Origin of the sequence: Candidatus Symbiopectobacterium endolongispinus, assembly GCF_018777385.1 — a bacterium.
Classification (GTDB): domain Bacteria; phylum Pseudomonadota; class Gammaproteobacteria; order Enterobacterales; family Enterobacteriaceae; genus Symbiopectobacterium; species Symbiopectobacterium endolongispinus.
Genome location: NZ_JAFJYB010000004.1, coordinates 572392 through 596215, shown reverse-complemented (window position 1 = coordinate 596215; position 23824 = coordinate 572392). Strand labels below are relative to the sequence as shown.

Genomic DNA, 23824 nt, shown 5'->3' with positions numbered 1-23824 from the left:
AATTAACGAACCAGGCAAGGGCGTTTGTTATCGAACGTCCAGCCAGGAATGAGATACTGCATGCCAACCGCATCATCACGTGCGCCCAGCCCCATGTTTTTGTACAGCTCGTGCGCTTTCATCACCTGATCCATATCAAGCTCAATGCCCAGACCCGGTTTCTTCGGCACTTCAACCATACCACCGACGATTTTCAGCGGCTCTTTGGTGATGCGCTGGTTGCCTTCCTGCCAAATCCAGTGCGTATCGAGCGCGGCAATTTTGCCCGGCGCAGCAGCACCGACGTGGGTGAACATGGCGAGCGACACGTCGAAATGGTTGTTAGAATGCGAGCCCCAGGTCAAGCCCCACTCATGGCACATCTGCGCCACGCGTACCGAGCCCTGCATGGTCCAGAAGTGCGGATCCGCCAGCGGGATATCGACCGATTGCAGAGAGATGGTGTGACTCATTTGACGCCAGTCAGTGGCAATCATGTTGGTGGCCGTCGGCAAGCCGGTCGCACGGCGGAACTCAGCCATCACTTCGCGGCCAGAGAAGCCCTGCTCTGCACCGCACGGATCTTCCGCATACGCCAGCACACCGCGCAGTTGCTTACCAAGGCGAATGGCCTCTTCCAGTGACCAGGCACCGTTGGGATCGAGGGTGATGCGCGCCTGCGGGAAACGTTTGGACAACGCGGTGACCGCTTCCGCCTCTTCACTACCGGCCAGCACGCCGCCTTTCAGTTTGAAATCGTTGAAACCGTATTTTTCATAGGCGGCTTCGGCCAAACGTACTATCGACTCAGGCGTCAGCGCTTCTTCATGACGCAGGCGATACCAGTCGCATTTCTCATCCGGCTGGCTCTGATACGGCAGGTCTGTTTTGGTACGATCGCCGATGTAGAACAGATAACCGAGCATTTCCACGGCATCACGCTGTTGACCATCACCCAGCAGGGCAGCAACCGGCACGTTAAGGAACTGGCCCAGCAGGTCCAGCATGGCGGCTTCGAACCCTGTTACTACGTGGATGGTGGTACGCAGATCGAAGGTTTGCAGCCCGCGTCCGGAAGCATCGCGATCGGCAAACTGGTTACGCACGGCATTCATGACATTCTTATATTCGCCCAGCGTTTTACCGATCACCAAAACCGATGCATCTTCCAGCGTTTGACGAATTTTTTCGCCACCGGGAATTTCGCCCACACCGGTATTACCTGAGTTATCTTTCATAATCAATATATTAAGCGTGAAGTAAGGCGCATGCGCCCCGCTCAGGTTCAGCAGCATGCTGTCGTGTCCCGCAACGGGAATGACTTGCATGTGGGTAATAACCGGTGTGGATTGTTGTAGGGTCATGTTGTTATCCTTTTAGTCTGTCTTTCGGTAGCTGTCGTTATGAAGCTTGCTTTACTAAAGCGTTTACCTGCCCGTTGCGCAGGCCCGTTTATTAACGACCGAAAACTGGACGCTTGCGATCGAATGTCCAGCCGGGGATCAGGTACTGCATGGCCGCGGCGTCATTACGCGCGCCGCTGGGCAGTTTTTTGTGTAACTCATGGGCCTTCATCACTTGCGCCATGTCTAGCTCAACGCCCAGCCCAGGACGATCGGGTACAGCAATCTTGCCGTTGACGATCTGTAGCGGCTCTTTGGTCAGATGCTGCCCTTCCTGCCAAATCCAGTGGGTATCAATCGCGGCAGGATTGCCCGGAGCCGCTGCGCCAACGTGAGTAAACATAGCCAGTGACACATCAAAATGGTTATTGGAGTGGCAACCACAGGTCAGGCCCCAGTCGTTACACAGTTGCGCGACGCGCACAGCGCCGTGCATGGTCCAGAAATGCGGGTCCGCCAGCGGAATATCCACGGCTTGCAACATCACGGCATGGCTCATTTCACGCCAGTTGGTGGCTATCATATTGGTTGCCACTGGCAGGCCAGTAGCGCGGCGGAACTCGGCCATTACCTCACGACCAGAGAAGCCTTGTTCCGCCCCACAAGGATCTTAGGCATAGGTCAGAATGCCGTTCATGCCTTTGCACAAACAGATAGCCTCATCCAGCAGCCAGGCACCGTTGGGATCGACAGTGATACTGGCATCCGGGAAACGTTTTTTCAACGCTTTCACCGACTCAATCTCTTGTTCGCCCGGCAGCACCCCACCTTTCAGTTTAAAATCTTTGAAACCGTAACGATCGGCGGAGGCTTCAGCCAAGCGCACAATGGCGTCGCTGTTCATTGCAGCCTGATGGCGCAGGTGATACCACTCGTGCTTGCCGGTTTCCCCCCGGCAGATAAGGCAGATCCGTTTTGGTGCGATCGCCGATGTAGAACAGATAGCCTAACACCGTGACTTCATAACGCTGTTTGCCTGGCCCAAGCAGCTCGGCAACGGGCACGCCCAGGAACTGGCCTTGTAAATCCAACAGCGCGGCTTCCAGCGCCGTCACGGCGTTGACCCGCAGTTCAAACGTCCAGGCCCCTTTGCCGAAGGCGTCAAAATCGGAGGATTGGTTACCGGTGTGCACGTCATGCACAAGACGATTCATACGCGCAATCTGTTCACCTTTCACACGGGGGATCGCATCGACCAGCGTGCGATAAATCACCTCACCGCCGGGCGCTTCACCGACGCCGGTATGGCCAGCGCTGTCGGTCAAAACCACCAGGTTACGCGTGAAGTAGGCACCGTGTGCGCCGCCAATGTTCAACAGCATGCTGTCATAACCGGCAACCGGGATAACCTTCATGTCGGTAATGACCGGGGTACTCTGGGTATTATTTATCATCGTGTGTTCCAGCCGAGGTCAGTGTCAGCGCGGAAGAGACAGATTCTCACTACAGGGCAACGTATCTCCACGCATCATCGTTGCTCTACTGCATCAAATTATAATGACTGACATGCATTGGCTCATTGGGCGAGTGCACAACATTTTGTCTCAGGATAATGATTAAATGGTAACTCGGCACAACGCATTGCGAAGTTATTCACGAGATTAGCGTTTATGTGAAGCGGAAGTGAAAAATGGCACGCGGCCAATGTTTAATGTACTCCAAAAATAATACTTGAAAATATTTTTATGACCGCCATGGTTATTATTTCATTTTTTCTAAAACAAAAAACAGTGAAACCAAAGGAAACAAATAAGCAGGTAAAAATAAGGTGGATGACAAGAGAAAAATGGAAAGGAACGTGACTCTGCCGGGCATACGGGGCGTTATAATGATACTGGGAGCGGGCATGGTGCCTGAACAGACACAGGTCAGGCGTTATCCGCCTGACCTGTTGATGCAATTAGCCTTTGAAAGGTTTCAATTCGATACGTTTGATATCCTGCACAATAAACAGGTAGCTGATAATAGCCACTGCCGCGTGGATACCCACATAAATCAGGCCGCCGTTAAAGGAACCCGTCATACCAATAATATAACCAATGGCAATTTGGGTAACGATACCGGAAATATTACCAAACATATTAAACAAACCGCCGCTCAAACCGCTGATCTCTTTCGGTGCCGTATCCGGCATCACCGCCCAACCCAGCGCGCCGATGCCTTTACCAAAGAACGCCAGCGCCATCACTGCGATAACCACCCACTCCGTCGACACGTAGTTACAGATAACCATCGACATAAAGAGCAACATCCCCAGTACGATAGGCGTTTTGCGCGCCAGCGTCAGATTTTGAGTACGACGCATCAGGTAGTCGGAGATCACACCGCCCAACACCCCGCCGACGAAACCACAAATGGCCGGTACCGAGGCAACAAAACCGGCTTTGAGAATGGACATGCCCCTGGCCTGTACCAGATACACCGGGAACCGGGTGATGAAGAAGTAGGTCAATGCGTTGATGCAGTATTGGCCGAGATAGACCCCCATCATCATACGCGATGTTAGTAATTGTTTGATCTGGAACCACTTATCTTTACCAGGCACTTTGGCTTTATTCGCCACTGCATCCATATTGATCAGTGCACCACCGGCTTCGATGTAATCCAGTTCGGCCTGATTCATGCTGGGGTGATCTTTCGGATCGTGGATCACTTTTAGCCACAGGAAGCTTATCAGAATACCGAAACCACCCATGAACCAGAACACGTGCGCCCAGCCCACCGCATGCACCAGCCAGCCCATAATGGGGGCGAAGATCACGGTCGCAAAGTACTGCGCAGAGTTAAAGATCGCCACGGCAGTGCCACGCTCTTGCGCCGGGAACCAGGCAGCAACAATACGACTGTTACCGGGGAAAGAGGGCGATTCGCACAGACCAACCATAAAGCACAGTGCAAATAAGGACACTACGATGGCCGAGACCTGGAACAAGTCAACAAAGCCTTGCAGCAAGGTGAACAGTGACCAGGTGAAGATACTCCAGAAGTAAACGCGTTTGGAACCAAAACGGTCAAGCAGCCAACCGCCCGGGATCTGGCCGATCACATAGGCCCAAGAGAATGCAGAGAAAATATACCCCATCCCCACGGCGTCCAGGCCAATTTCCTTTGACATGGCGGAGCCAGCAATCAAGATGGTGGCACGGTCGCCATAGTTAAATGACGTGACTATAAATAACATCACGACAATTCAGTAGCGGGCGTTTGTTCTCTTTTGTATAGCGCCAGCTGCTGAGCTTACTGTATTCATGATGAACTCCTGCTGTCGATCACGGTTAGTTCATTCATTCTCAATAACACATTCCTGGAAACAGAATGCCGTAGGGTTATCAGAATGAAAGTGTGGTAAATCACTAATTGTTTAGCCTTTAAGCTTTATATTGCGAACGCTTCAGTGTTGTCACTTTGAAATAGTTAACCGAATCATTCACTCGCCAGAAGATTATAAATTCCGTCAATTGCCGGCTCACTAGCGAAAGGCACAACATTGAAAATCGATTTTTAAATATGTTGGTGCAGTTGCCCTATCGACTGGGAGGTATTTCACGAAAATAGGCGATTCGCGCGATGCGTCACATCGCTGATAACCCCCTCACGCACCCGCAATACCCCACGCCGGGCGATGTGTGATAGCACTCACCTCTTCTTGTCTTAACGCCACAGAAAAAATGGGATTAACGGCAAAAAATAGGTCACTTGCATAATGCACCCACAGAGTCTGGGCTTTATACTCGTCCACGAGCAATGAAGAATTAGCCGACAGCGATAGTAACGAACGTTATTTTACAGACCGAGAATAAAGGCTTACATCATGTCAGAAAAAAAGTGACAGATTCCGTACTGGAAAAACCGCTTTATATTAAAGTCCACGAATCCGATAATGTTGCTATTGTCGTCAATAATAATGGATTACGTGCTGGCACCCGTTTTTCAGACGGACTTGAATTAATTGAACATGTACCTCAAGGGCATAAAGTTGCGCTGAGTGACATTAATACCGCAGAGGCCATTATTCGTTACGGCGAAATTATTGGTTATGCAGTAAGACCGATTGCCCGTGGCAGTTGGATTGATGAATCCCTGGTTGAATTACCGGACGCACCACCGCTAGAAACCCTGCCGCTGGCGACCAAAGTGCCCGCGCCGCTACCGCCGCTGGAAGGCTATACCTTCGAGGGCTATCGCAATCCAGACGGCAGCGTGGGCAGTAAAAACCTGCTCGGTATCACCACCAGCGTGCACTGTGTCGCAGGCGTGGTTGACTACGTGGTGAAACTGATCGAACGCGACCTGCTGCCCCGTTATCCGAATGTCGATGGCGTAGTGGCGTTGAACCATCTCTACGGCTGTGGCGTTGCCATTAACGCGCCTGCTGCCGTGGTTCCCATTCGCACCATTCACAATCTGGCGCTGAACCCCAATTTTGGCGGAGAAGTGCTGGTTGTCGGTCTGGGTTGTGAAAAATTGCAACCGGAACGTCTGCTGGAAGGCACTCCCGATGTGCACGCTATCTCGCTGGACGACACCAGCATTGTGCGTTTGCAAGATGAGCACCATGTGGGGTTCCAGTCGATGGTCGATGACATTCTCACGATGGCAGATCGCCACCCGCAACGCCTTAACCTGCGGCATCGCGAAACCTGCCCGGCTTCTGAGTTAGTGGTAGGGATGCAGTGCGGGGCAGCGATGCCTTCTCCGGCGTGACGGCCAACCCGGCAGTGGGTTATGCCTCAGATTTACTAGTGCGCTGCGGCGCTACCGTGATGTTCTCGGAAGTCACCGAAGTACGCGATGCCATTCACCTTTTCACACCGCGCGCCGCGACCGAAGAAGTGGGTCGCCGTCTGCTTGAAGAGATGGCCTGGTATGACAACTACCTGGATACCGGAAAAACCGATCGCAGCGCCAATCCGTCTCCGGGCAATAAAAATGGTGGGCTGGCGAACGTGGTAGAAAAGGCGCTCGGCTCGATTGCCAAATCAGGTCAAAGCGCCATTTCCGAAGTGCTCTCTCCAGGGCAGCGTCCGACCAAACGCGGGTTGATTTATGCGGCAACGCCTGCCAGCGATTTTGTGTGTGGCGCCCAGCAGTTAGCCTCAGGCATTACCGTGCAGGTCTTCACCACCGGTCGCGGCACACCTTATGGCCTGTTAGCCGTGCCCGTGATCAAAATGGCGACCCGCACCGCATTAGTGGAACGATGGCATGATTTGATGGACATCAATGCAGGCACAATTGCTACCGGCGATGCCACCATCGAACAAGTAGGCTGGGAGCTGTTCCATTTTATCCTTGATATTGCCAGCGGAAGGAAGAAAACCTGGTCGGATCAATGGGGCCTACATAACGCACTGGAGGTATTCAACCCTGCGCCTGTAACTTGATAAATAAACCTTTTTTATATTTCGCCAGGCAACTTATCGTTGCCTGGCGTTTATTTTTTATTCTATTATTGATTAATATTTTCTGTTTATCCCGTAACCCTTTGTAGGGATTATAAGATTTTTCCCACGAATAACGCCCTTCATTTTATTTACAAATTTGAACAAATTTGCAAACCACAGTAACAATTGAGCGTTTCATTCCATCCTGTAGTTTCACATGAAATTATTATAACTGGATGTTTTAACTCATTATATTCACTAGGTTTTATATTTTAAAAGTGCTATTTAAAAACGAAGGAATTGACGGCATCCTCAGCAACATCATAAATTTACACGCTCTGATGTCTGCGTGTTCAAATTCGAATCAGGGGGTTAAAATGAGGGTCAATACCCCTGTTACGCAACAGGGGTATCTGTTGGACGTGGACACAACTTTAATGTCCACCACCGATACTCAAAGTTACATTACCTACGCCAACTCCGCTTTCATTCGCGTCAGCGGCTATACAGAAGATGAACTTATCACACAGCCCCACAATGTGGTGCGCCACCCAGATATGCCCGTCGAAGCGTTTGCAGACATGTGGTACACCCTGCAACAAGGCGATAGCTGGACAGGGCTGGTAAAAAACCGATGTAAAAACGGCGACCACTACTGGGTTCGCGCCAACGTCACGCCGGTTTATCATAACAATCAATTGAGTGGCTATATTTCCGTGCGCAACACGCCGAGCGCGGAAGAGATCAAATTTGTCGAACCCCTATACGAAGCCGTACAACAAAAGCAAGCAGGCAGCCGCGCTTTCTACAAAGGATTGGTGATCCACACCGGGTTATTTGCACTGCTTTCTGTGCTGCAAAAAATCTCCGTACGCTGGCGTATCCGTTGCCCGCTGTTTATCGCGGCGCTGGCTCCCATTCTGCTCACCTATTTCGGCCTCGATCCGGTCTGGTCCGCGCTGGCTGCGGTCATCCTGTTTCTGTTGTTGGATGCTTTTCTGCAAAGCCAAATCAGTCGCCCACTGAAAACCATGCAGAAACACGCACAGAGCGTGGTGTCCGGACGTAAAACGTCACACGTTCACTTTAACCGCGTGGATGAGATAGGCCTGTTAATGCGCTCCATTAATCAGTTTGGCCTCAACCTTCACTCGCTGGTAGATGACGTTGGCACTCAGGTGCAAGGCATGACCGACGTGAGTCAACGTCTGACGGAAAACAATACGTCACTCAATGCCCATACCGAGGAGACCTCAGCCAACCTGCAACAAACCGCCGCCGCAATCGAAGAAATTACCGTTGCGGTACAGCAAAGTGCTGAAACGGCAATCCAAGCCACCAGTATGGCGGAAGCTGCCAGCCAGACGGCGCAAAAAGGCGGGGATATCATGGGGGAAACCATCGGTATGATGGAATCCATCTCCAAGGCGAGCGATAAAATCGTCGATATTATCGGCGTGATCGACAGCATTGCGTTTCAAACCAATATTCTGGCACTCAACGCCGCAGTAGAAGCTGCCAGAGCGGGTGTGCAAGGCCGCGGTTTTGCCGTAGTCGCTGCCGAAGTACGCAACCTGGCCCAACACTCTGCCTCAGCCGCCAAAGAGATCAAAACGCTGATCGATGCGAACGTCGCAAGCGTGGAGTCAGGCGGTAAAATGGTGGGAAACGCGGGCAAACACATTGCGGATATTGTCAGCGAAGTGCTGCAAATCTCTACCATGATCAAAGAGATCAACAACGCCACGCAAGAGCAGACGCGGGCGTTGGGGTTGATTAACCAATCCATTGCCCAAATAGAAATCATGACCCAAAGCAATACCGAAATGGTAGTGCAATCAACCGATACGGCAAAAAGTTTGAACCGCCAGGCTCAACGACTCACCAGCGCCATCAATGTGTATGGCAGTTGATTAATCCTCCTTTCAACGCACGATACGGCTGGGAATAAGGATAATTCCCTCGCCGTGCGTCCCGCGCAATGCCGATAGCCCCTCCCTGTGTTTCTCTCGGCACTAGCAAATAACACATATTGTTACATTTACTGTAAAAAACCTGATCCTATCATTCTGTATTCCTACAAAATCCCTGTCAAGCTAGAGGGAATAAGCGTCGATACTCTACAAGCACAACCAGTGCCGTAATGACAAGGAGAAAAAATGACCAGCATCAGCGCAGTGACGTCTGCCTCTGGCAGCAGCGCGAGCTCAGGGACCAGCAATGAGCAGCAAATTGCTCGTCTTAATCAGCAGATTAAAACGCTAACGCAGCAGGCCAAATCGCTCGCTTACTCTCTCGAGAAAGCCAGCACGGATGAAGAAAAGGCCAGTATTCAGGAGCAGCAGCAGTTGATTCAGGCGCAGATTCAAGCGCTTCAGGCCCAAATCGCCCGGTTGCAGAATGAGTCATCGGAGAGTAAACAGCAGCTGGCGGCATCCACGTCTACGGCTCAAGAGAAAGGCGTTAACAAGCCGACCGAACAGAATAAAATCAACATCTACGTGTAGCCGTTCAGCCACACGCGCAGCACCGCAAACGCGGTGCTGCTTTTAACGCTGCTTGAGCGGCGTCACCAACCCTTGCAGCCCTTCAATCTTGATGGTCAGCGTCAGCTGCATCAAATCGCCCAGTCGCCCTTTGGGAAACGCATCCTTGCGGGCAAACCACAGCAAATACTCCTCAGGCAAATCGATCAGTACACGGCCCTGATACTTGCCAAATGGCATCTGCTGAGTGGCGATAGCGATCAAATCCTCTTTTTCCATCGGTTAGGCTCCTAGCAGGCGGATCATCTCAGCTTCATCAATCACCGGGATATTCAACTCTTGTACTTTGGCCAGCTTGGAGCCCGCGGCTTCCCCGGCAATCACCATATCGGTTTTCTTGGACACGCTGCCGCTCACTTTCGCGCCCAGCGCCGTCAGGCGATCCTTGGCTTCATCACGGGATAGCTGGCTCAACGACCCCGTCAGCACAATGGTCTTGCCGGCAAACTGGTTATCGAGCGTCTCAACATCCACCCTTTCGATGTCAGGCCAATGGATATTGATGCCCTCAGGATTGATAAGCTCGCGAATCACTTGCTGATTGTGCGCTTCTTGCAGGAAATGGCGCACATGCTTCGCCACAATAGGCCCCACATCCGCCACTTCCAGCAGCGCTTCTTCATCCGCCGCTAGCAGGTTATCCAGGGTGGCAAAATGCTGTGCCAGGTTGCTTGCGGTCGCTTCCCCTACGTCACGGATACCCAACGCAAACAGGAAACGGGCAAAGGTGGTGGATTTAGCTTTTTCCAGCGCATTGACCAGATTCTGTGCCGATTTCGGCCCCATACGATCCAGTCCAGTCAGGATGCCAGCGGTAAGCTTGAACAGGTCGGCGGGAGTTTTGACGTACTCTTTTTCCACCAATTGATCGATAACCTTGTCCCCCATACCTTCCACATCCAGCGCACGACGGGAGACAAAGTGCTTTAACGCTTCCTTACGCTGTGCACCGCAGATCAACCCGCCAGTGCAGCGCGTCACCGCCTCACCGTCAACGCGCTCCACCTCGGAGCCGCACACCGGACATTGCTCAGGAAAGTCGATAGCACGCGCATCCGCAGGGCGTTCTGCTTCCGCTACCCCAACGATCTGCGGAATAACATCGCCTGCACGACGCACGATAACGCGATCGCCGATCTGTATGCCGAGACGTTCAATCTCATCGCGGTTATGCAAGGTGGCATTACTCACCATAACCCCGGCAACGGCAACCGGTTCAAGGCGTGCCACCGGCGTAATGGCACCAGTGCGCCCTACCTGAAAATCAACGCCGTGTAGCCAAGTCAGTTGCTCCTGCGCCGGGAATTTAAAGGCCACCGCCCAGCGCGGCGCGCGCGCTACAAACCAGAGCCGCTCTTGCAATGCCAGGTCGTCAACTTTGACCACCACGCCGTCAATATCGAAGCCGAGCGTGGCGCGCTCTTGCTCCACCTGACGATAAAATGCCAGCACGTCTGCGCTACCAGTGCACAAACGAATACGATCGCTAACCGGCAGTCCCCAGGCTTTAAATTGATTCAGGCGTGCCAGATGGCTGGCAGGCAAGGTTCCGCCTTCCAACAGGCCAACGCCATAGCAGAAGAACGTTAGGGGACGTTTAGCCGTAATGCGCGGATCGAGCTGACGCAACGACCCAGCCGCCGCATTGCGCGGATTGGCAAAAATCTTGGCACCGGTACGCCGCGCTTCATCATTCATCTTTTCAAAGCCACGGTGTTTCATAAACACTTCGCCACGCACTTCCACGCGCGCAGGGATGTTATCACCGTGCAACCGCAGCGGAATGGCACCGATGGTACGGATATTGGCGGTAATGTTTTCCCCTGTCGTGCCATCGCCGCGCGTGGCGGCCTGCACCAGCAGGCCGTTTTCATACAACAGGCTTACCGCCAAACCATCGAGCTTCAGCTCACAACAGAAGGTCAGTTCCTCGCCGCTTTTCAAGCGATCCTGCACGCGTTTGTAAAACGCCAGATAGCTTTCATCATCGAATACGTTATCCAACGACAGCATCGGCACCTCATGACGCACGGATTCGAACGCCGACAGGGGGGCCGCGCCAACGCGCTGCGTTGGCGAATCTGGCGTAATCAGTTCAGGATGTTCCGCTTCGATCGCCTTGAGCTCATTCATCAGGCGGTCATATTCCACGTCAGGAATTTCCGGCGCATCTTCAACGTGATATTTATATTCGTGGTGGCGCAATTGCGCGTGCAGCTCGGCCACACGCGATGTCAGATGTTCAACTGTCACTAGAGGTTACCCGTACTATTTTGGTTTATCGCGACGTATTGGCTTTGATGGCATTAATAATGTTAGTGGTAGAACAGCCATCTTCAAAGTTCAGCACCTGGACGTCACCGCCGTTGGCCCACACCTCTTTACTGCCTGCGATATCTTCCGGCTTGTAGTCACCGCCTTTGACCAGAATATCCGGCAAAATGCCAGCAATCAGGCGCTGCGGGGTATCTTCTTCAAACGGCACCACCCAGTCCACCGCGCCGAGGGCACTTAACACTGCCATACGTTGCGCCAAGGCATTGACCGGACGCGTGGGGCCTTTCAAGCGGCTGGTGGAGTCATCGCTGTTCACCGCCACAATCAAGCGATCGCCCAGCTTGCGTGCGTTCGCCAGATAAGAGACGTGACCAGCATGCAGAATATCGAATACGCCGTTGGCCATGACAATTTTTTCACCGCGCAGGCGCGCCTGCGCGACAGCCGCTTTCAGTTGCGCTTCATCCATCGCACCAAAACCGCTGTCAGCGCGACCACGAATGGCATTTTCCAGCTCGATAGGCGTGACGGTAGAGGTTCCCAGCTTACCCACTACCACACCCGCTGCGGCGTTCGCCAGGAAACAGGCATCTTCCAGTGAATTTCCCGCCGCCAGCGCCGCTGCCAATACGCCAATCACGGTATCGCCCGCACCGGTCACATCGTAGACTTCCTTCGCCTGTGTCGGCAGATTCAGCGGCGCTTTGCCCGGCTGAAGCAGCGTCATACCCTGTTCAGAACGGGTGATCAGCAGTGCGGAAAGGTCAAAATCGGCAATCATTTTCTCGCCGCGCGCTACCAGTTCTTCTTCGGTTTTGCTGCGTCCGGCAACCGCTTCGAACTCGGAGAGGTTCGGGGTCAGCAAGGTGGCACCGCGATAGCGAGCGAAATCGGTCCCTTTCGGGTCAATCAGGACTGGCACGCCCGCCGCATTGGCGGTTTGGATCATCGCCCGCACATGAGCCAGAGCGCCCTTCGCGTAGTCTGACAGTACCAGCGCGCCGATTTTTGGCAGCGCCTGCGCAATGCGTTCCAACATCGGCTGCGGATCAACACCGTCAAAGTCTTCTTCGAAATCCAGGCGAATCAACTGCTGGTTGCGCGACAGCACGCGCAGTTTGGTAATAGTAGGGTGCGTCGGGACGTAAACAAAATCGCACTTGACGTTCACATCGCTCAGTTTGGCGCTCAGCGCGCGTGCGGCATCATCGATGCCCGTCAGCCCGACCAGACGGGAGCTGGCACCCAGCGCCGCAATGTTCATGGCCACGTTGGCCGCACCGCCGGGACGTTCTTCAATGGTATCGACTTTGACTACCGGTACAGGCGCTTCTGGCGAAATACGGCTGGTAAGACCGTACCAGTAGCGATCCAGCATCACATCCCCTACCACCAGCACGCCAGCCTGACGAAAATCAGGTAATGAAACTTTCATGCACCTACTCCAAGATGTTTTTTGTCATACAGTTGGCCGCGATAATAGCACAGCCCCCGCAGTCCTTCGAAACAACATTCGTTGCCTACTGCACCCAGGCACCCAGCCATTTCTCCCAGCTGGTTTTCACCTGTTGACGCTCGCTCAAAAAGCTTTCAGCGCTTACACGCGCCGACTGTTCCTGCAACGCCAGATGATGCAACGCATCGCGCAGGGTAATGTACGCCAACTTCAAATCCCGCGCTTCTTCCTCGTCCATCACGCCGCACTGGGCCATCAGTTCCAGAATGCGCACGTTATCAGACCAGCGAGTCAGGCGTGGCTCCTGTGCCGCATAACGCAGTACCAGATACTGCACGATAAATTCAATATCGGTGATACCACCCTCATCGGTTTTCAGATCAAACAGCGCGGGGTCTTTATTGGCCAAATGCTGACGCATCTTCTCACTCATTTCGCGCACTTCCGCACGCAGCGTCTCCGGCTCGCGTTCCTGACATAAAATCTGACGCCGTATCGCCTCAAACTGCGCCTGTACGCCACGCTCACCATAGACCATACGCGCGCGCACCAGCGCCTGATGCTCCCAGGTCCAGGCTTCATGCTGTTGATAATCGCCGAAAGCCCCGACGGTGCTGACCAGCATTCCCGCCGCCCCAGACGGGCGCAGGCGAGCATCGACGTCGTACAGAATGCCCGAGGAGGTACGCGTGCTGAACAGGTGCATCACACGCTGCGCTAGACGGAGATAGAACTGGCGGCCATCAATACTGCGCTCACCGTCGGTTACCACCTCATCCGGGCAGTCCAGCAGGAACACCAGATCGAGATCGGAGCTGTAGCCCAATTCCCAACCGCCCAACTTGCCATAACCAATAACCGCAAAACCGCGCCCTTCGCGCTGGTGCAGGTGTGTCGGTTGCCCATAACGCGCCACCATCTGCGTCCAGGCTTGCTGCACCACGGCAGCAATGATGGCTTCTGCCAGATAGGTTAAGTGATCGCTCACTTTCATCACTGGCAGCACGCCCGCGATGTCGCCAGCGGCAATGCGCAAATGCTGAGCCTGTTTGAACTGCCGTACGGCTTCCAGTTGCTGCTCTTCGTCTTCCTCAGGCACGCGCATCAGGTATTGGCGCAATTCATCGTGATAGGCTTCCGGCGCCAGCGGGTGATAGAGCGTCGCCGGATCGAGCAGTTCATCCAGCAGCAGCGGATAACGCGCCAGCTGGCTTGCCACCATCGGTGAGGTAGCACACAGACGGACCAATTGAATCAACGCAGGGCGCGACTCCAGCAGCAGTTCCAGATAGGTGGTGCGCGTCACGATACCGAGCAACAACGGTGTCAGGCGCGGCAAAATAAGCTCAGCCTGCTGGTGAGCACACACTTCGGCCAGCAGCAGCGGCATAAGATGATCGAGCACGTCACGCCCGCGTGGGCCAATGGTACGTTTAACCAAATCATGACGAAAATCGGTAATGGCGCGCAGTAGTTCGTTACGTGCCCCTTCGCTGATGTGAGGCATTAACGCCCCCATATCCACCTCATCGGGCGCCTCCAGCCATACGCTATTGTAACCGCTGCACTCCGGCGCATCCTGCCCGTCCTGTGCATCATCGCCAATCAGGTCATTAAACACCCGGCGCACCGCCAGCATATGGTTTTGTAAGGCATCATTTAACGTTTCCCAGCCATCAAATCCCATGCCCCACGCCAGACGCTGCTGATTCAGCGCTTCTTGCGGCAAAGTTTGCGTCTGCTCATCAGCAATCGCTTGCAACAGGTTTTCCAGCCGCCGTAAAAACAGATAGGCATTGCTCAGTTCGTCCACCTGCTGCGGCGAGAGCAGGCCCAGACTACCGGTGTGCTGCAACGTCGGCAGCAGTTCCCGGCCTTGCAACCCCGGTTCACGTCCACCGCGAATCAGTTGGAAAACCTGGGCGATAAACTCAATTTCGCGAATACCACCCGCGCCCAGCTTGATGTTGTTACGCAGATCGCGCCGCCGTACTTCGCGGGCAATCATGCTCTTCATGTTACGCAGCGATTGGATCACACTGAAATCGATATAGCGGCGGAACACAAACGGACGCAGCAGCGCGCGCAGTTCCTGACTGTAGGCATCTTCCATGCCGCCCATCAAACGCGCTTTCACCATCGCGTAGCGTTCCCAATCGCGCCCCTGCTCCTGATAATACTCCTCCATCGCAGCAAAGCTGAGCACCAACGGACCGCTGTCGCCAAACGGGCGTAAACGCATATCGACACGGTAGACAAAACCGTCCATTGTCATCTGATCCAGCGCTTTGATCAGGCGCTGCCCCAGCCGGGTAAAGAATTGCGCATTATCCAATTCGCGCCGTTCCCCGCGCGTTTGACCGTTTTCCGGATAGACAAATATCAGGTCGATATCAGAGGAGAAGTTTAGTTCACCTCCCCCCAGCTTGCCCATGCCCAATATCAGCAGCGGCTGCGGCTCCCCTTGCGCATTACAGGGCGTGCCCCACTCGCGGCAGCAGGCGTCATAGAGCCAGCCGCGCGCCGCCACAATCAATGTTTCAGCCAATTCGCTCAGTTGGCGCAGCGTTTGCGGCGTGGTACTGGTGGCGAGTGATTGCGACCAGGCAATACGTACCAGCATCCGGCGACGAAACTCACGCAGCACGCGCATCAGCGTCACCTCATCGCTCACCGCCTCCAGCGCTTGTGCCAACCATTGCCCGTAATGCTGCCACTCCTCCGGCTACGGCGGTTGCTGATACAATGCCTCCCACCAATCGGGATAGCGTGCCAGCGCCTCGCTGACAAAGTCACTGGATGCCAGCACCGCCAGATCCTCTGGCGCGATGGACCCATGGAGCGTCATGCTCTCTTGCAGGCGGGATAACACACGCTGCGCCTGCTCCGCCAGCAGCGGCGGCAACGCAGAGGAGAATGGCGAATTAGACATGGCAACTCCCTGATAATCCGGGCACTCCGGGAAATAATAATACGTTACACGCTGGCGCTGCTTAACCAGTACGGCGTTTGTTCCACCGCCTGACGGCGGGTATTTTCCAGCACGCTGTCCACGCCCGAAGCGGGAAGATGCTTGATACCGTGCTCTACCGCACGCCACTGCGCGATAAAGGATTCTACGGTGGTTTCCGTATAGGCGCTGGAGAGCAGCAGGAACGCATTGATGTTGCGTTGCAAACGCGCCAACTGCTGCTGGTAGTGCTCCGCATCCAGCGGGTGACTAAATACGGAGCGCAATTCCGCCATGGCGCGATCCAGCATCACGTCACAAAAGCGTTTATACGAGCCCATTAGGCGCATACGGCTTTTGTTATCCATATGTTCACGCCAGCTGTTGTTAACTAACCATGAGGTGAGCACTAACTTACTGTTCAGATAGTTGGCGTCATAACACACCTTCTCGGCATCCGTTTCACGTGCGACCAGCTCTTCCAGATGGGTGAGCGCCGCGCGGAACAGCGTGGTCACTTTGCGCGGTACCGCGCCCCCCACCAGCACCAGCATTTCACGCATCAACGCACTGGCTTCCAGCAATTGCACGCGCGCCTTGCGTTCACCGCGAGCCCACAGCTCTTCATGATATTGCCAGTGGGCCAGCGCATGCTCTAGCGCAGCACCAATCGCCTGATCGATGGTGCTCTTTGCAGGCAGCGTCAGCATACGTAGCGCCCGACATTCGCGCGGCACAGCACCTTGAGCCAGATGATAACCGCGGGCCGCTTTGCTCAGGCTGCCCTGGCGCATTCCACCCCACTCCGCCAGCTCTTGCGACAGCGCCAGCAAATCATCGGTTTGCCCGGCTTTCAATTCCATCTCCAATTCCAAAATAGGCTCACTCAATTCACCAGCGGCACATTGTATTCAGGATGCTGATGCAGCCCGCCGATCACCGTACCCGCGGTTTTCAGCGTCATTTCGTGCTGGCCGTTTTCACCGCGCACACGCAGCCCCATACCGAACTGACGCAGCGTGTTATCCGCCGTTTCATAATAGGTGTTGCTAAGCAGTCGCCCTTCCAGATGCTCGCTGTAGCTGTAGTCAGTTTGCCAGGCCGTCAGTTTGCGCGGCGGCGTAGCCGCCATGTCCGGATACACAATAAACTTCAGTTCGATCTCTTCACTCATCATCATTTCAATCTAAAAAACATGACCCTGCGGGTCGGATGCTGACAACCATTCATCAGCGACGGAAAATACGGATACTTGCTATATTATACCACCTTACCCCTAACATCTGCGGCAGAAAAAACCTACCGGGCAGCAATGACAGGTAATGCAGCGTGGGTAATAGGAGTGTTCTCATTTTCGGTTTACCCATTGCCTCGTCAGACTTATGCCTCTACTATCACCCAACCATTCGCACAACGTGATGAAATTATGAAGAAATTAGGCCTAGTTTGTTTCACCTTTGTCAGCCTCACACTGAGTTGGGCGAGTCACGCAGAAGATAAACGCTACATCTCCGATGAGCTGTCGACCTACATTCATACCGGCCCTGGCACCCAGTACCGCATCATTGGCACGCTCAATGCCGGTGAGGAAGTCACCGTGCTCAGCGTGAATGAAAATGCCGGCTATGCCCAAATTCGCGATAGCAAAGATCGCACCAGTTGGCTGCCACTCAATCAACTGAGTCAAACGCCCAGCCTGCACCTGCGCGTGCCGGAACTGGAAAAGCAGGTTTCCGACATCACCGCGCGGTTAGGCAATATAGATCAGGAATGGAACCAGCGTACTGCCGATATGCAGCAAAAAGTGTCTGCCAGCGACAATATCATCACCGCTCTGCGTAACGAAAATCAGGATTTAAAAAATCAGCTGATTGTCGCGCAAAAGAAGGTCGATGCAGCCAATGTGCAACTGGATGACAAGCAACGGGAAATCATTTCCAACGGTTCCTGTACGGCGGTGGCGTAGCGGGCATCGGTTTGCTGCTACCGCACCTGATCCCCAGCAGAAAGAAAAACGATCGCTGGATGCGCTGAGACGTAAGCCACATCACAAATCACATTGGCTTGCGGCATAGATTGCGGCAGGCCGATGGGTATGTAACTATTAACCTTATGTTAACGTAGTGCTCCCATCATCCTCGGCGCAGACCGGGAACCTCTTGCAGAAGGAATGCGTTTGGCCTGTAAGAGATTCCCGCTTACACGGGAATGATCGGATGAGTAAAGCCAGGAGTTTGTATTGAAGAGTTATCTGGTTGGCGGCGCAGTGCGGGACGCCTTACTCGATCTCCCAGTGTCAGAACGTGACTGGGTGGTGGTGGGTGCCACACCGGGACAGATGTTGGCGCTTGGCTACCAGCAGGTCGGGCGGGATTTTCCCGTCTTTTTGCACCAGGAAAGCAAAGAAGAGTATGCGCTGGCGCGTACTGAACGCAAATCGGGTAACGGCTATACCGGCTTTATTTGCCATGCCGCACCCGATGTTACGCTGGAAGCGGATCTGCTGCGGCGCGATCTGACCATCAACGCCATCGCCCAAACCGCAGAGGGTGAGTTGGTTGATCCCTATCACGGCCGTTACGATCTGCAGCAGCGTCTGCTGCGCCATGTCTCTCCGGCTTTTCAGGAAGATCCGCTACGCGTACTACGCGTGGCGCGCTTTGCCGCGCGTTTTGCCCATCTCGGTTTTCACATCGCGGAGGAAACGCTGGCGATGATGCAATTTATGACGCGCGAGGGCGAGTTGGCTTTTCTTACGCCCGAACGGGTGTGGAAAGAGACAGAAAAGGCGCTGGCAACCCGCTCGCCTCAGGTCTATTTTCAGGTGCTGCGCGACTGCGCTGCGCTGGCAGTGTTGTTTCCCGAAATCGACAATCTGTATGGCGTACCGGCCCCGGCACAATGGCACCCGGAAATCGACAGTGGCGTTCATACCCTGATGACCCTGATGATTGCCGCTCGCCTCACCCCCGAGATCGATGTACGCTTTGCCACGCTGTGCCACGATGTGGGAAAAGCGCTGACGCCGCCCGCGCTCTGGCCACGTCACCACGGACACGGCCCGGCGGGCGTGAAACTGGTGGAGCAACTGTGCCAGCGCTTACGTGTACCTAATGCGCTGCGCGACCTGGCTAAGCTGGTAGCGGAATATCATGACCTGGCGCACACCGTAACGGTATTGCAGCCCAAAATGCTGATGAAGCTGTTTGATGCGCTGGACGTATGGCGCAAGCCGGAACGGCTGGAGAAGTTGGTGCTCACCAGTGAAGCGGATGCCCGTGGCCGCACCGGTTTTGAAGAATCCCCCTATCCGCAAAGCGACTACCTGCGCGAGGCCTTCACCGTTGCCTGCGCCGTTACCAGTGGCTCAGTCGTGGCCGACGGTTTTCAGGGTATCGGCGTGCGTGATGAGCTGCACCGGCGACGTATTGCAGCGCTTACCGCGTGGAAAGTGCAGAAAATTCCCGCTTCGACCCCGTAAGTGGCTTATTTCGTGCTACAGACCGCAATATAGTTAAGCTGGTGCCGTTAGCGGCGGAAGGTGCGAAACAGCCGAAGGAAGGTTGCGCGGTTTTCCGCCTTCAACGCGTCGCGCACAATCTTTGCCGCGCCACCCCAACCTTCATCGTAAATCATGCCAGACGGCGTCATCAACGTCATCGCCCCCTGCGCGTTCTCCACCCGGCTGAAACCACTTTCAAGAAACAGGTTGCGCCACCCCGCCAGCGTTAACGGCTGGACGTTGACATTGATTGCCGCGCGCATCTGCGCCGTGACATCACCCGAGGCCTGCGGCAGCAGCATGATGTCATGGGTCAGCAACCGCCCTCCGGGTTTTAGCACGCGTAAATATTCCTGAATCAGCGGGCGCTTGGCTTTGTCGGCGTACATGGTGAGCATCGCTTCGTTAATCACCACGTCAAAGTGGTTATCAGGGAACGGTAATGCCAAGGCATTCGCTTACATCACCGTCACACGCCCTTCGACGCCAGCAGCCAGAATGTTGTGCCGTGCTTGCTGTAATGCCGCTTTGTCCATATCCACCCCGACGATAGCGCACCCGTAACGCTGCGCCATCTCAATGGCGGTGGTGCCCATATTACACGCCACTTCCAGAATACGCGTCGATGGCGTTAGCGCGCCCTGCTGCATCAACCACTCGGTGGCCGCACGTCCGCCGGGGCGCAGGCGCTTTTTACCTAACCTCGCCAGAAATTTATGTCCCGCCAGTTTCTCTGACATGCTTACGTCCTACTAGCGATTACCGTGCTCAGGTGCTTGCTGAAAACAAGCAAATGATTATTATTTCCATTTGATGTCAGATACTGTAGAACCCCGTGAGTGAGGCACCAATGACGTTTGTCAAAATACCCCTACCGACAGAGGAACATTGCGAGGTGCTGTTTTCCCATCAGTGGCTACGCAACGAGCCTGAAGCGGTGGTGCTCGTCTTACAGCGCGCATGCTGTCGTATCCGCTTTCAGGCAGGGGAAATGCTGTTTCGCGAAGGGGATAAGATGCGCTACTGTCCGCTGGTGGAACAGGGTGAACTACAGGCGTTTCGCCATACCTATCAGGGGGATGACAAGGTCTTCGGGCAGTTTGTACGCGGCGAATGGGTGGCGCTCGCCGCCGTTTTTATGGAGCACGGTCGCTTCCCGATGAACATTCGGGCACTCAGCGCAGGACAGGCAATATTGATTCCGCGAGAGACGCTGCATCAGTTTTGTCTGCAACGGCCGACGCTGGCGCTACAACTGCTGGGCAACCTCAGCCAGAAGCTTTACGCCACCATCAACCAGATCGACTGGCTGACCTCCAGTTCGGCGGGCGAACGGTTGGCGGATTACCTGCTGCGTCTACATCGCTCCCGGCAAGATACCCAGCCAAACGCGCAGGTTCGACTACCGCTCAATCGCGGACAGTTGGCAACACAGTTGGGTATTCGCGCAGAAACCTTGAGCCGCCTGATGGCGGAGTGGCAGCGGCAGGGTTACATCACCTGCCGCGCCAGTTACATCACGTTATGCAATCTGGACTACCTGCGCGCGTTGGCCGCACAGGCACAGCGCCAGTTCTGAGTCAGAAGAACACCAGATAGACAACGCCCGCCACGAAGAAGCGGTAAATCGCGAACGGGACAAACGAAATGCGTTTGATCAGTTTCAGGAAGGTTTTGATAGCGACCAGCGCAACCAGAAACGCGGTGATAAGGCCCACGGCGAACATCGACACATCGGCCAGCGACAGGAAATGCCAGCTTTTATACATATCCAGCACCGTCGCGCCCATCATCATTGGCACCGCCAAAATAAAGGAGAACTCAGAGGCGGCGCAACGGCTGACACCCACCAGCATCCCGCCGGAAATGGTCGCGCCCGAACGGGAGAATCCCAGCCACAGCGCCAGACATTGAAAACAGCCAATCATAAATGCCTGGCGATAGGTGATATCATCCAATCCGCTGGCACGCGGCGTCTTCGGCTTCAGCCACTCCGCCGCCAGCAGCAGGAAACCGCCAACAATCAAGGCATACATCACATTCTGCGGATTAAACAGTGACTTGATAGTGCTGTGAAACACCAATCCCAACACCACCGCCGGGATCATCGCCAGCAGAATATGCCCCAGTTTCAGACGATCGTTACTGCGTCCTTCATGGGGCACGGCACCAAAGTGGATCCCGATCAGCCCAAACAGACGACGCCAAAACATCACGACGACCGCCAGGATAGAGCCCAATTGTATAATGACTTCGAAGGTTTTCGCCTTCTCATCATCAAACCCCAACCAACTGCCAACAATAATCATGTGCCCCGTCGATGACACGGGCAAAAACTCCGTTAACCCTTCAACAACCCCAAGAATAAATGCCACCACCAGCGTGTGAAGATCTGTCATGCTCGCGCCCTGCCTTCCCGAACCGAAATAAAAGAAGCACCCATAAAAAAAGTGGCTACGCTGTCCGCGTGCGCCACTTTAAACACCACCACAATAGACTAAAAAACGCGATGTTAGTTTCACTGACAAAAAAGATTCATAAAAAAAACCACATGTGCAAACCCGTACGCATTTACCGTGTGCCGCGCTCGATCACTACGCCCACCTGGCGTGCCTGCGCGACTGCACCCGGTTTGCTCACTTTGATACGCAGCCAAGGAATAGCAAAGCGCTGCATCAGCAATTGCGCCACTTCTTCTGCCACGCGCTCGACCAGCGCAAACGGCTGACTGGATACATGGGCAATCACCGCGTCACTGACATCGGCATAGCTGAGGCAGTCATTTACATCGTCGCTTGCGGCGGCCTTGCGGTTATCCCAGCCCATTTCGATATCGAGCACCAGCTTTTGCGAAATGGTTTGTTCCCAGTCGTAAACGCCGATAGTGGCAATCACGGTAAGTTCTTCTATAAATACAATATCCATCACGTCATTCTCTGTTTTTGGCGCTGTTTGGTATCACTTCCGCCGGAATATGCGTATTATCCACGGATGGCAACTGTAAAACGACCTTTATTCAACGGAACCGCGTTATGAGTGCTACCGCGCTTGGCATGATAATTTTCGCGTATCTGTGCGGCTCCATCTCCAGTGCGATTCTGGTGTGCCGCATCGCGGGTCTGCCCGATCCACGCCAGCATGGTTCAGGAAATCCCGGCGCGACGAATGTATTACGTATCGGAGGCAAAGCCGCCGCCGCTACCGTATTGGTGTTTGACGTGCTGAAAGACATGTTACCGGTCTGGGGCGCTTATGCGCTTGACGTCACACCGCTTTATCTTGGTATTACCGCGATTGCCGCCTGTTTGGGCCATATCTATCCGGTATTTTTCCGTTTTCGCGGCGGGAAAGGCGTGGCAACTGCGTTTGGTGCCATCGCGCCTGTCGGCTGGGATCTGACCGGTGTGATGACCGTCACCTGGCTGCTTACCGTACTGCTTAGCGGCTATTCCTCCCTCGGTGCCATCGTGAGTGCGCTGATCGCGCCCTTTTATGTGTGGTGGTTTAAACCCCAGTTCACCTTTCCGGTAGCCATGCTCTCTTGCCTGATCCTGATGCGGCATCACGACAATATTCAACGTCTGTGGCGCGGGCAGGAAAGCAAGATTTGGAAGCGCCGTAGCAAAGAAGAGACCCCGCCAAACGATGACGCTGACTAAACGCCACTGAGATTGAAAAACCGCAGCACTTTACCAATGGGTTGGCTATAATGGCCGCCACTCCATTTCTGACGTTAGAAAAAAGGAAACAGACATGAGTTTGATCAACGTCCCGGCGGGTAAATCACTGCCGGATGATATCTATGTAGTCATTGAGATCCCGGCCAACGCTGACCCCATCAAGTACGAAGTCGATAAAGAAACCGGTGCCCTGTTTGTAGACCGTTTCATGGCAACGGCCATGTTCTACCCGTGCAACTACGGCTACATCAACAACACCCTGTCTCTGGACGGTGACCCGGTTGACGTACTGGTACCGACCCTTTATCCGCTGCAACCCGGTTCAGTGATCCGCTGCCGTCCGGTTGGCGTACTGAAAATGACCGACGAATCCGGTGAAGATGCTAAAGTGGTTGCCGTGCCGCACACCAAGCTGAGCAAAGAATACGATAACATCAAGGATGTGAACGACCTGCCGGAACTGCTGCGTGGCCAAATCGCCCACTTCTTCAAGCAATACAAAGCGCTGGAAAAAGGCAAATGGGTGAAAGTAGAAGGTTGGGGAAACGTGGGCGCGGCCAAAGCCGAGATCGTTGCCTCCTTCGAACGCGCAAAAAAATAAGCGTGTAGCGCACTGCGCAACGTATCTAACAGCGGGGATCTCCTCA

15 protein-coding genes and 5 pseudogenes are annotated in these 23824 nt (G+C 54.3%); 8 read left to right on the top strand and 12 right to left on the bottom strand.

From position 1 onward, the window contains the following. Nucleotides 1–2 precede the first annotated feature (2 nt). The 3 genes and pseudogenes from gudD to JZM30_RS18560 form a co-directional block, all read right to left on the bottom strand. Nucleotides 3–1343, bottom strand: a complete 1341-nt coding sequence (gene gudD, locus JZM30_RS18570) for a glucarate dehydratase (protein WP_252320491.1) — start codon at nt 1341–1343, stop codon at nt 3–5. Between the two features lie 91 nt (nt 1344–1434). Next, nucleotides 1435–2776, bottom strand: a pseudogene (locus tag JZM30_RS18565) (enolase C-terminal domain-like protein). 506 nt (nt 2777–3282) lie between these two features. Then, nucleotides 3283–4572 (bottom strand): MFS transporter, encoded by a 1290-nt coding sequence (locus tag JZM30_RS18560; RefSeq protein WP_252320639.1) that lies wholly within the window; start codon nt 4570–4572, stop codon nt 3283–3285. A 635-nt stretch (nt 4573–5207) separates the two neighbouring features. Here JZM30_RS18560 and garD point away from each other — a divergent pair. The 3 genes and pseudogenes from garD (at nt 5208) to JZM30_RS18545 (ending at nt 9273) form a co-directional block, all read left to right on the top strand. After that, nucleotides 5208–6766: pseudogene (garD, locus tag JZM30_RS18555) on the top strand (galactarate dehydratase). Between the two features lie 377 nt (nt 6767–7143). Then, a complete protein-coding gene (locus JZM30_RS18550; protein WP_252320489.1) occupies nt 7144–8679 on the top strand; it encodes a methyl-accepting chemotaxis protein in 1536 nt (511 codons plus the stop codon). A gap of 246 nt (nt 8680–8925) precedes the next feature. Further along, on the top strand, nt 8926–9273 hold the full coding sequence (locus tag JZM30_RS18545) for a FlxA-like family protein (protein WP_252320488.1): 348 nt from the start codon (nt 8926–8928) through the stop codon (nt 9271–9273). A gap of 42 nt (nt 9274–9315) precedes the next feature. Here the strand turns inward: JZM30_RS18545 and JZM30_RS18540 are convergent, their stop codons facing one another. From JZM30_RS18540 to JZM30_RS18520, 6 genes and pseudogenes are all read right to left on the bottom strand, one after another. Beyond that, the gene (locus JZM30_RS18540; RefSeq protein WP_196907779.1) at nt 9316–9531 is read right to left on the bottom strand and encodes a DUF3820 family protein; all 216 of its coding nucleotides are present in this window, start codon (nt 9529–9531) and stop codon (nt 9316–9318) included. Nucleotides 9532–9534: 3 nt separating this feature from the next. Next, on the bottom strand, nt 9535–11565 hold the full coding sequence (ligA, locus tag JZM30_RS18535) for an NAD-dependent DNA ligase LigA (RefSeq protein ID WP_252320486.1): 2031 nt from the start codon (nt 11563–11565) through the stop codon (nt 9535–9537). Between the two features lie 25 nt (nt 11566–11590). Then, entirely contained in the window at nt 11591–13024 is a 1434-nt protein-coding gene (gene hldE, locus JZM30_RS18530) for a bifunctional D-glycero-beta-D-manno-heptose-7-phosphate kinase/D-glycero-beta-D-manno-heptose 1-phosphate adenylyltransferase HldE (RefSeq protein WP_252320484.1), read from the bottom strand. Between the two features lie 85 nt (nt 13025–13109). Then, nucleotides 13110–15719 (bottom strand): bifunctional [glutamate--ammonia ligase]-adenylyl-L-tyrosine phosphorylase/[glutamate--ammonia-ligase] adenylyltransferase, encoded by a 2610-nt coding sequence (gene glnE / locus JZM30_RS18525; RefSeq protein WP_438801523.1) that lies wholly within the window; start codon nt 15717–15719, stop codon nt 13110–13112. 51 nt (nt 15720–15770) lie between these two features. After that, nucleotides 15771–15977: a hypothetical protein gene (locus JZM30_RS24845; protein ID WP_438801521.1), complete on the bottom strand. Its 207-nt coding sequence runs from the start codon at nt 15975–15977 to the stop codon at nt 15771–15773. A gap of 44 nt (nt 15978–16021) precedes the next feature. Continuing rightward, nucleotides 16022–17169, bottom strand: a pseudogene (locus JZM30_RS18520) (CYTH domain-containing protein). 252 nt (nt 17170–17421) lie between these two features. On the opposite strand from JZM30_RS18520, the pseudogene JZM30_RS18515 reads away from it, so the two are divergent. Next, a pseudogene (locus tag JZM30_RS18515) lies at nt 17422–18029 on the top strand (TIGR04211 family SH3 domain-containing protein). A gap of 205 nt (nt 18030–18234) precedes the next feature. Next, on the top strand, nt 18235–19476 hold the full coding sequence (locus JZM30_RS18510) for a multifunctional CCA addition/repair protein (RefSeq protein ID WP_252320482.1): 1242 nt from the start codon (nt 18235–18237) through the stop codon (nt 19474–19476). A gap of 47 nt (nt 19477–19523) precedes the next feature. Here the strand turns inward: JZM30_RS18510 and JZM30_RS18505 are convergent. Beyond that, nucleotides 19524–20237: pseudogene (locus JZM30_RS18505) on the bottom strand (SAM-dependent methyltransferase). A 110-nt stretch (nt 20238–20347) separates the two neighbouring features. Here JZM30_RS18505 and JZM30_RS18500 point away from each other — a divergent pair. Then, on the top strand, nt 20348–21076 hold the full coding sequence (locus JZM30_RS18500) for a Crp/Fnr family transcriptional regulator (RefSeq protein WP_252320480.1): 729 nt from the start codon (nt 20348–20350) through the stop codon (nt 21074–21076). Between the two features lies 1 nt (nt 21077). Here the strand turns inward: JZM30_RS18500 and bacA are convergent, their stop codons facing one another. Beyond that, the gene (gene bacA / locus JZM30_RS18495; RefSeq protein WP_252320478.1) at nt 21078–21896 is read right to left on the bottom strand and encodes an undecaprenyl-diphosphate phosphatase; all 819 of its coding nucleotides are present in this window, start codon (nt 21894–21896) and stop codon (nt 21078–21080) included. A gap of 172 nt (nt 21897–22068) precedes the next feature. Next, nucleotides 22069–22422 carry a bifunctional dihydroneopterin aldolase/7,8-dihydroneopterin epimerase gene (gene folB / locus JZM30_RS18490; protein ID WP_252320476.1) on the bottom strand — a complete coding sequence of 118 codons (354 nt, stop codon included), beginning with the start codon at nt 22420–22422 and terminating at the stop codon, nt 22069–22071. Between the two features lie 107 nt (nt 22423–22529). Between folB and plsY the strand changes: the two genes are divergently transcribed. Beyond that, nucleotides 22530–23156, top strand: coding sequence for a glycerol-3-phosphate 1-O-acyltransferase PlsY (gene plsY / locus JZM30_RS18485; protein ID WP_252320474.1), 627 nt, complete (start codon nt 22530–22532; stop codon nt 23154–23156). Between the two features lie 94 nt (nt 23157–23250). Then, on the top strand, nt 23251–23778 hold the full coding sequence (gene ppa / locus JZM30_RS18480) for an inorganic diphosphatase (protein ID WP_252320472.1): 528 nt from the start codon (nt 23251–23253) through the stop codon (nt 23776–23778). Nucleotides 23779–23824: the final 46 nt, after the last annotated feature.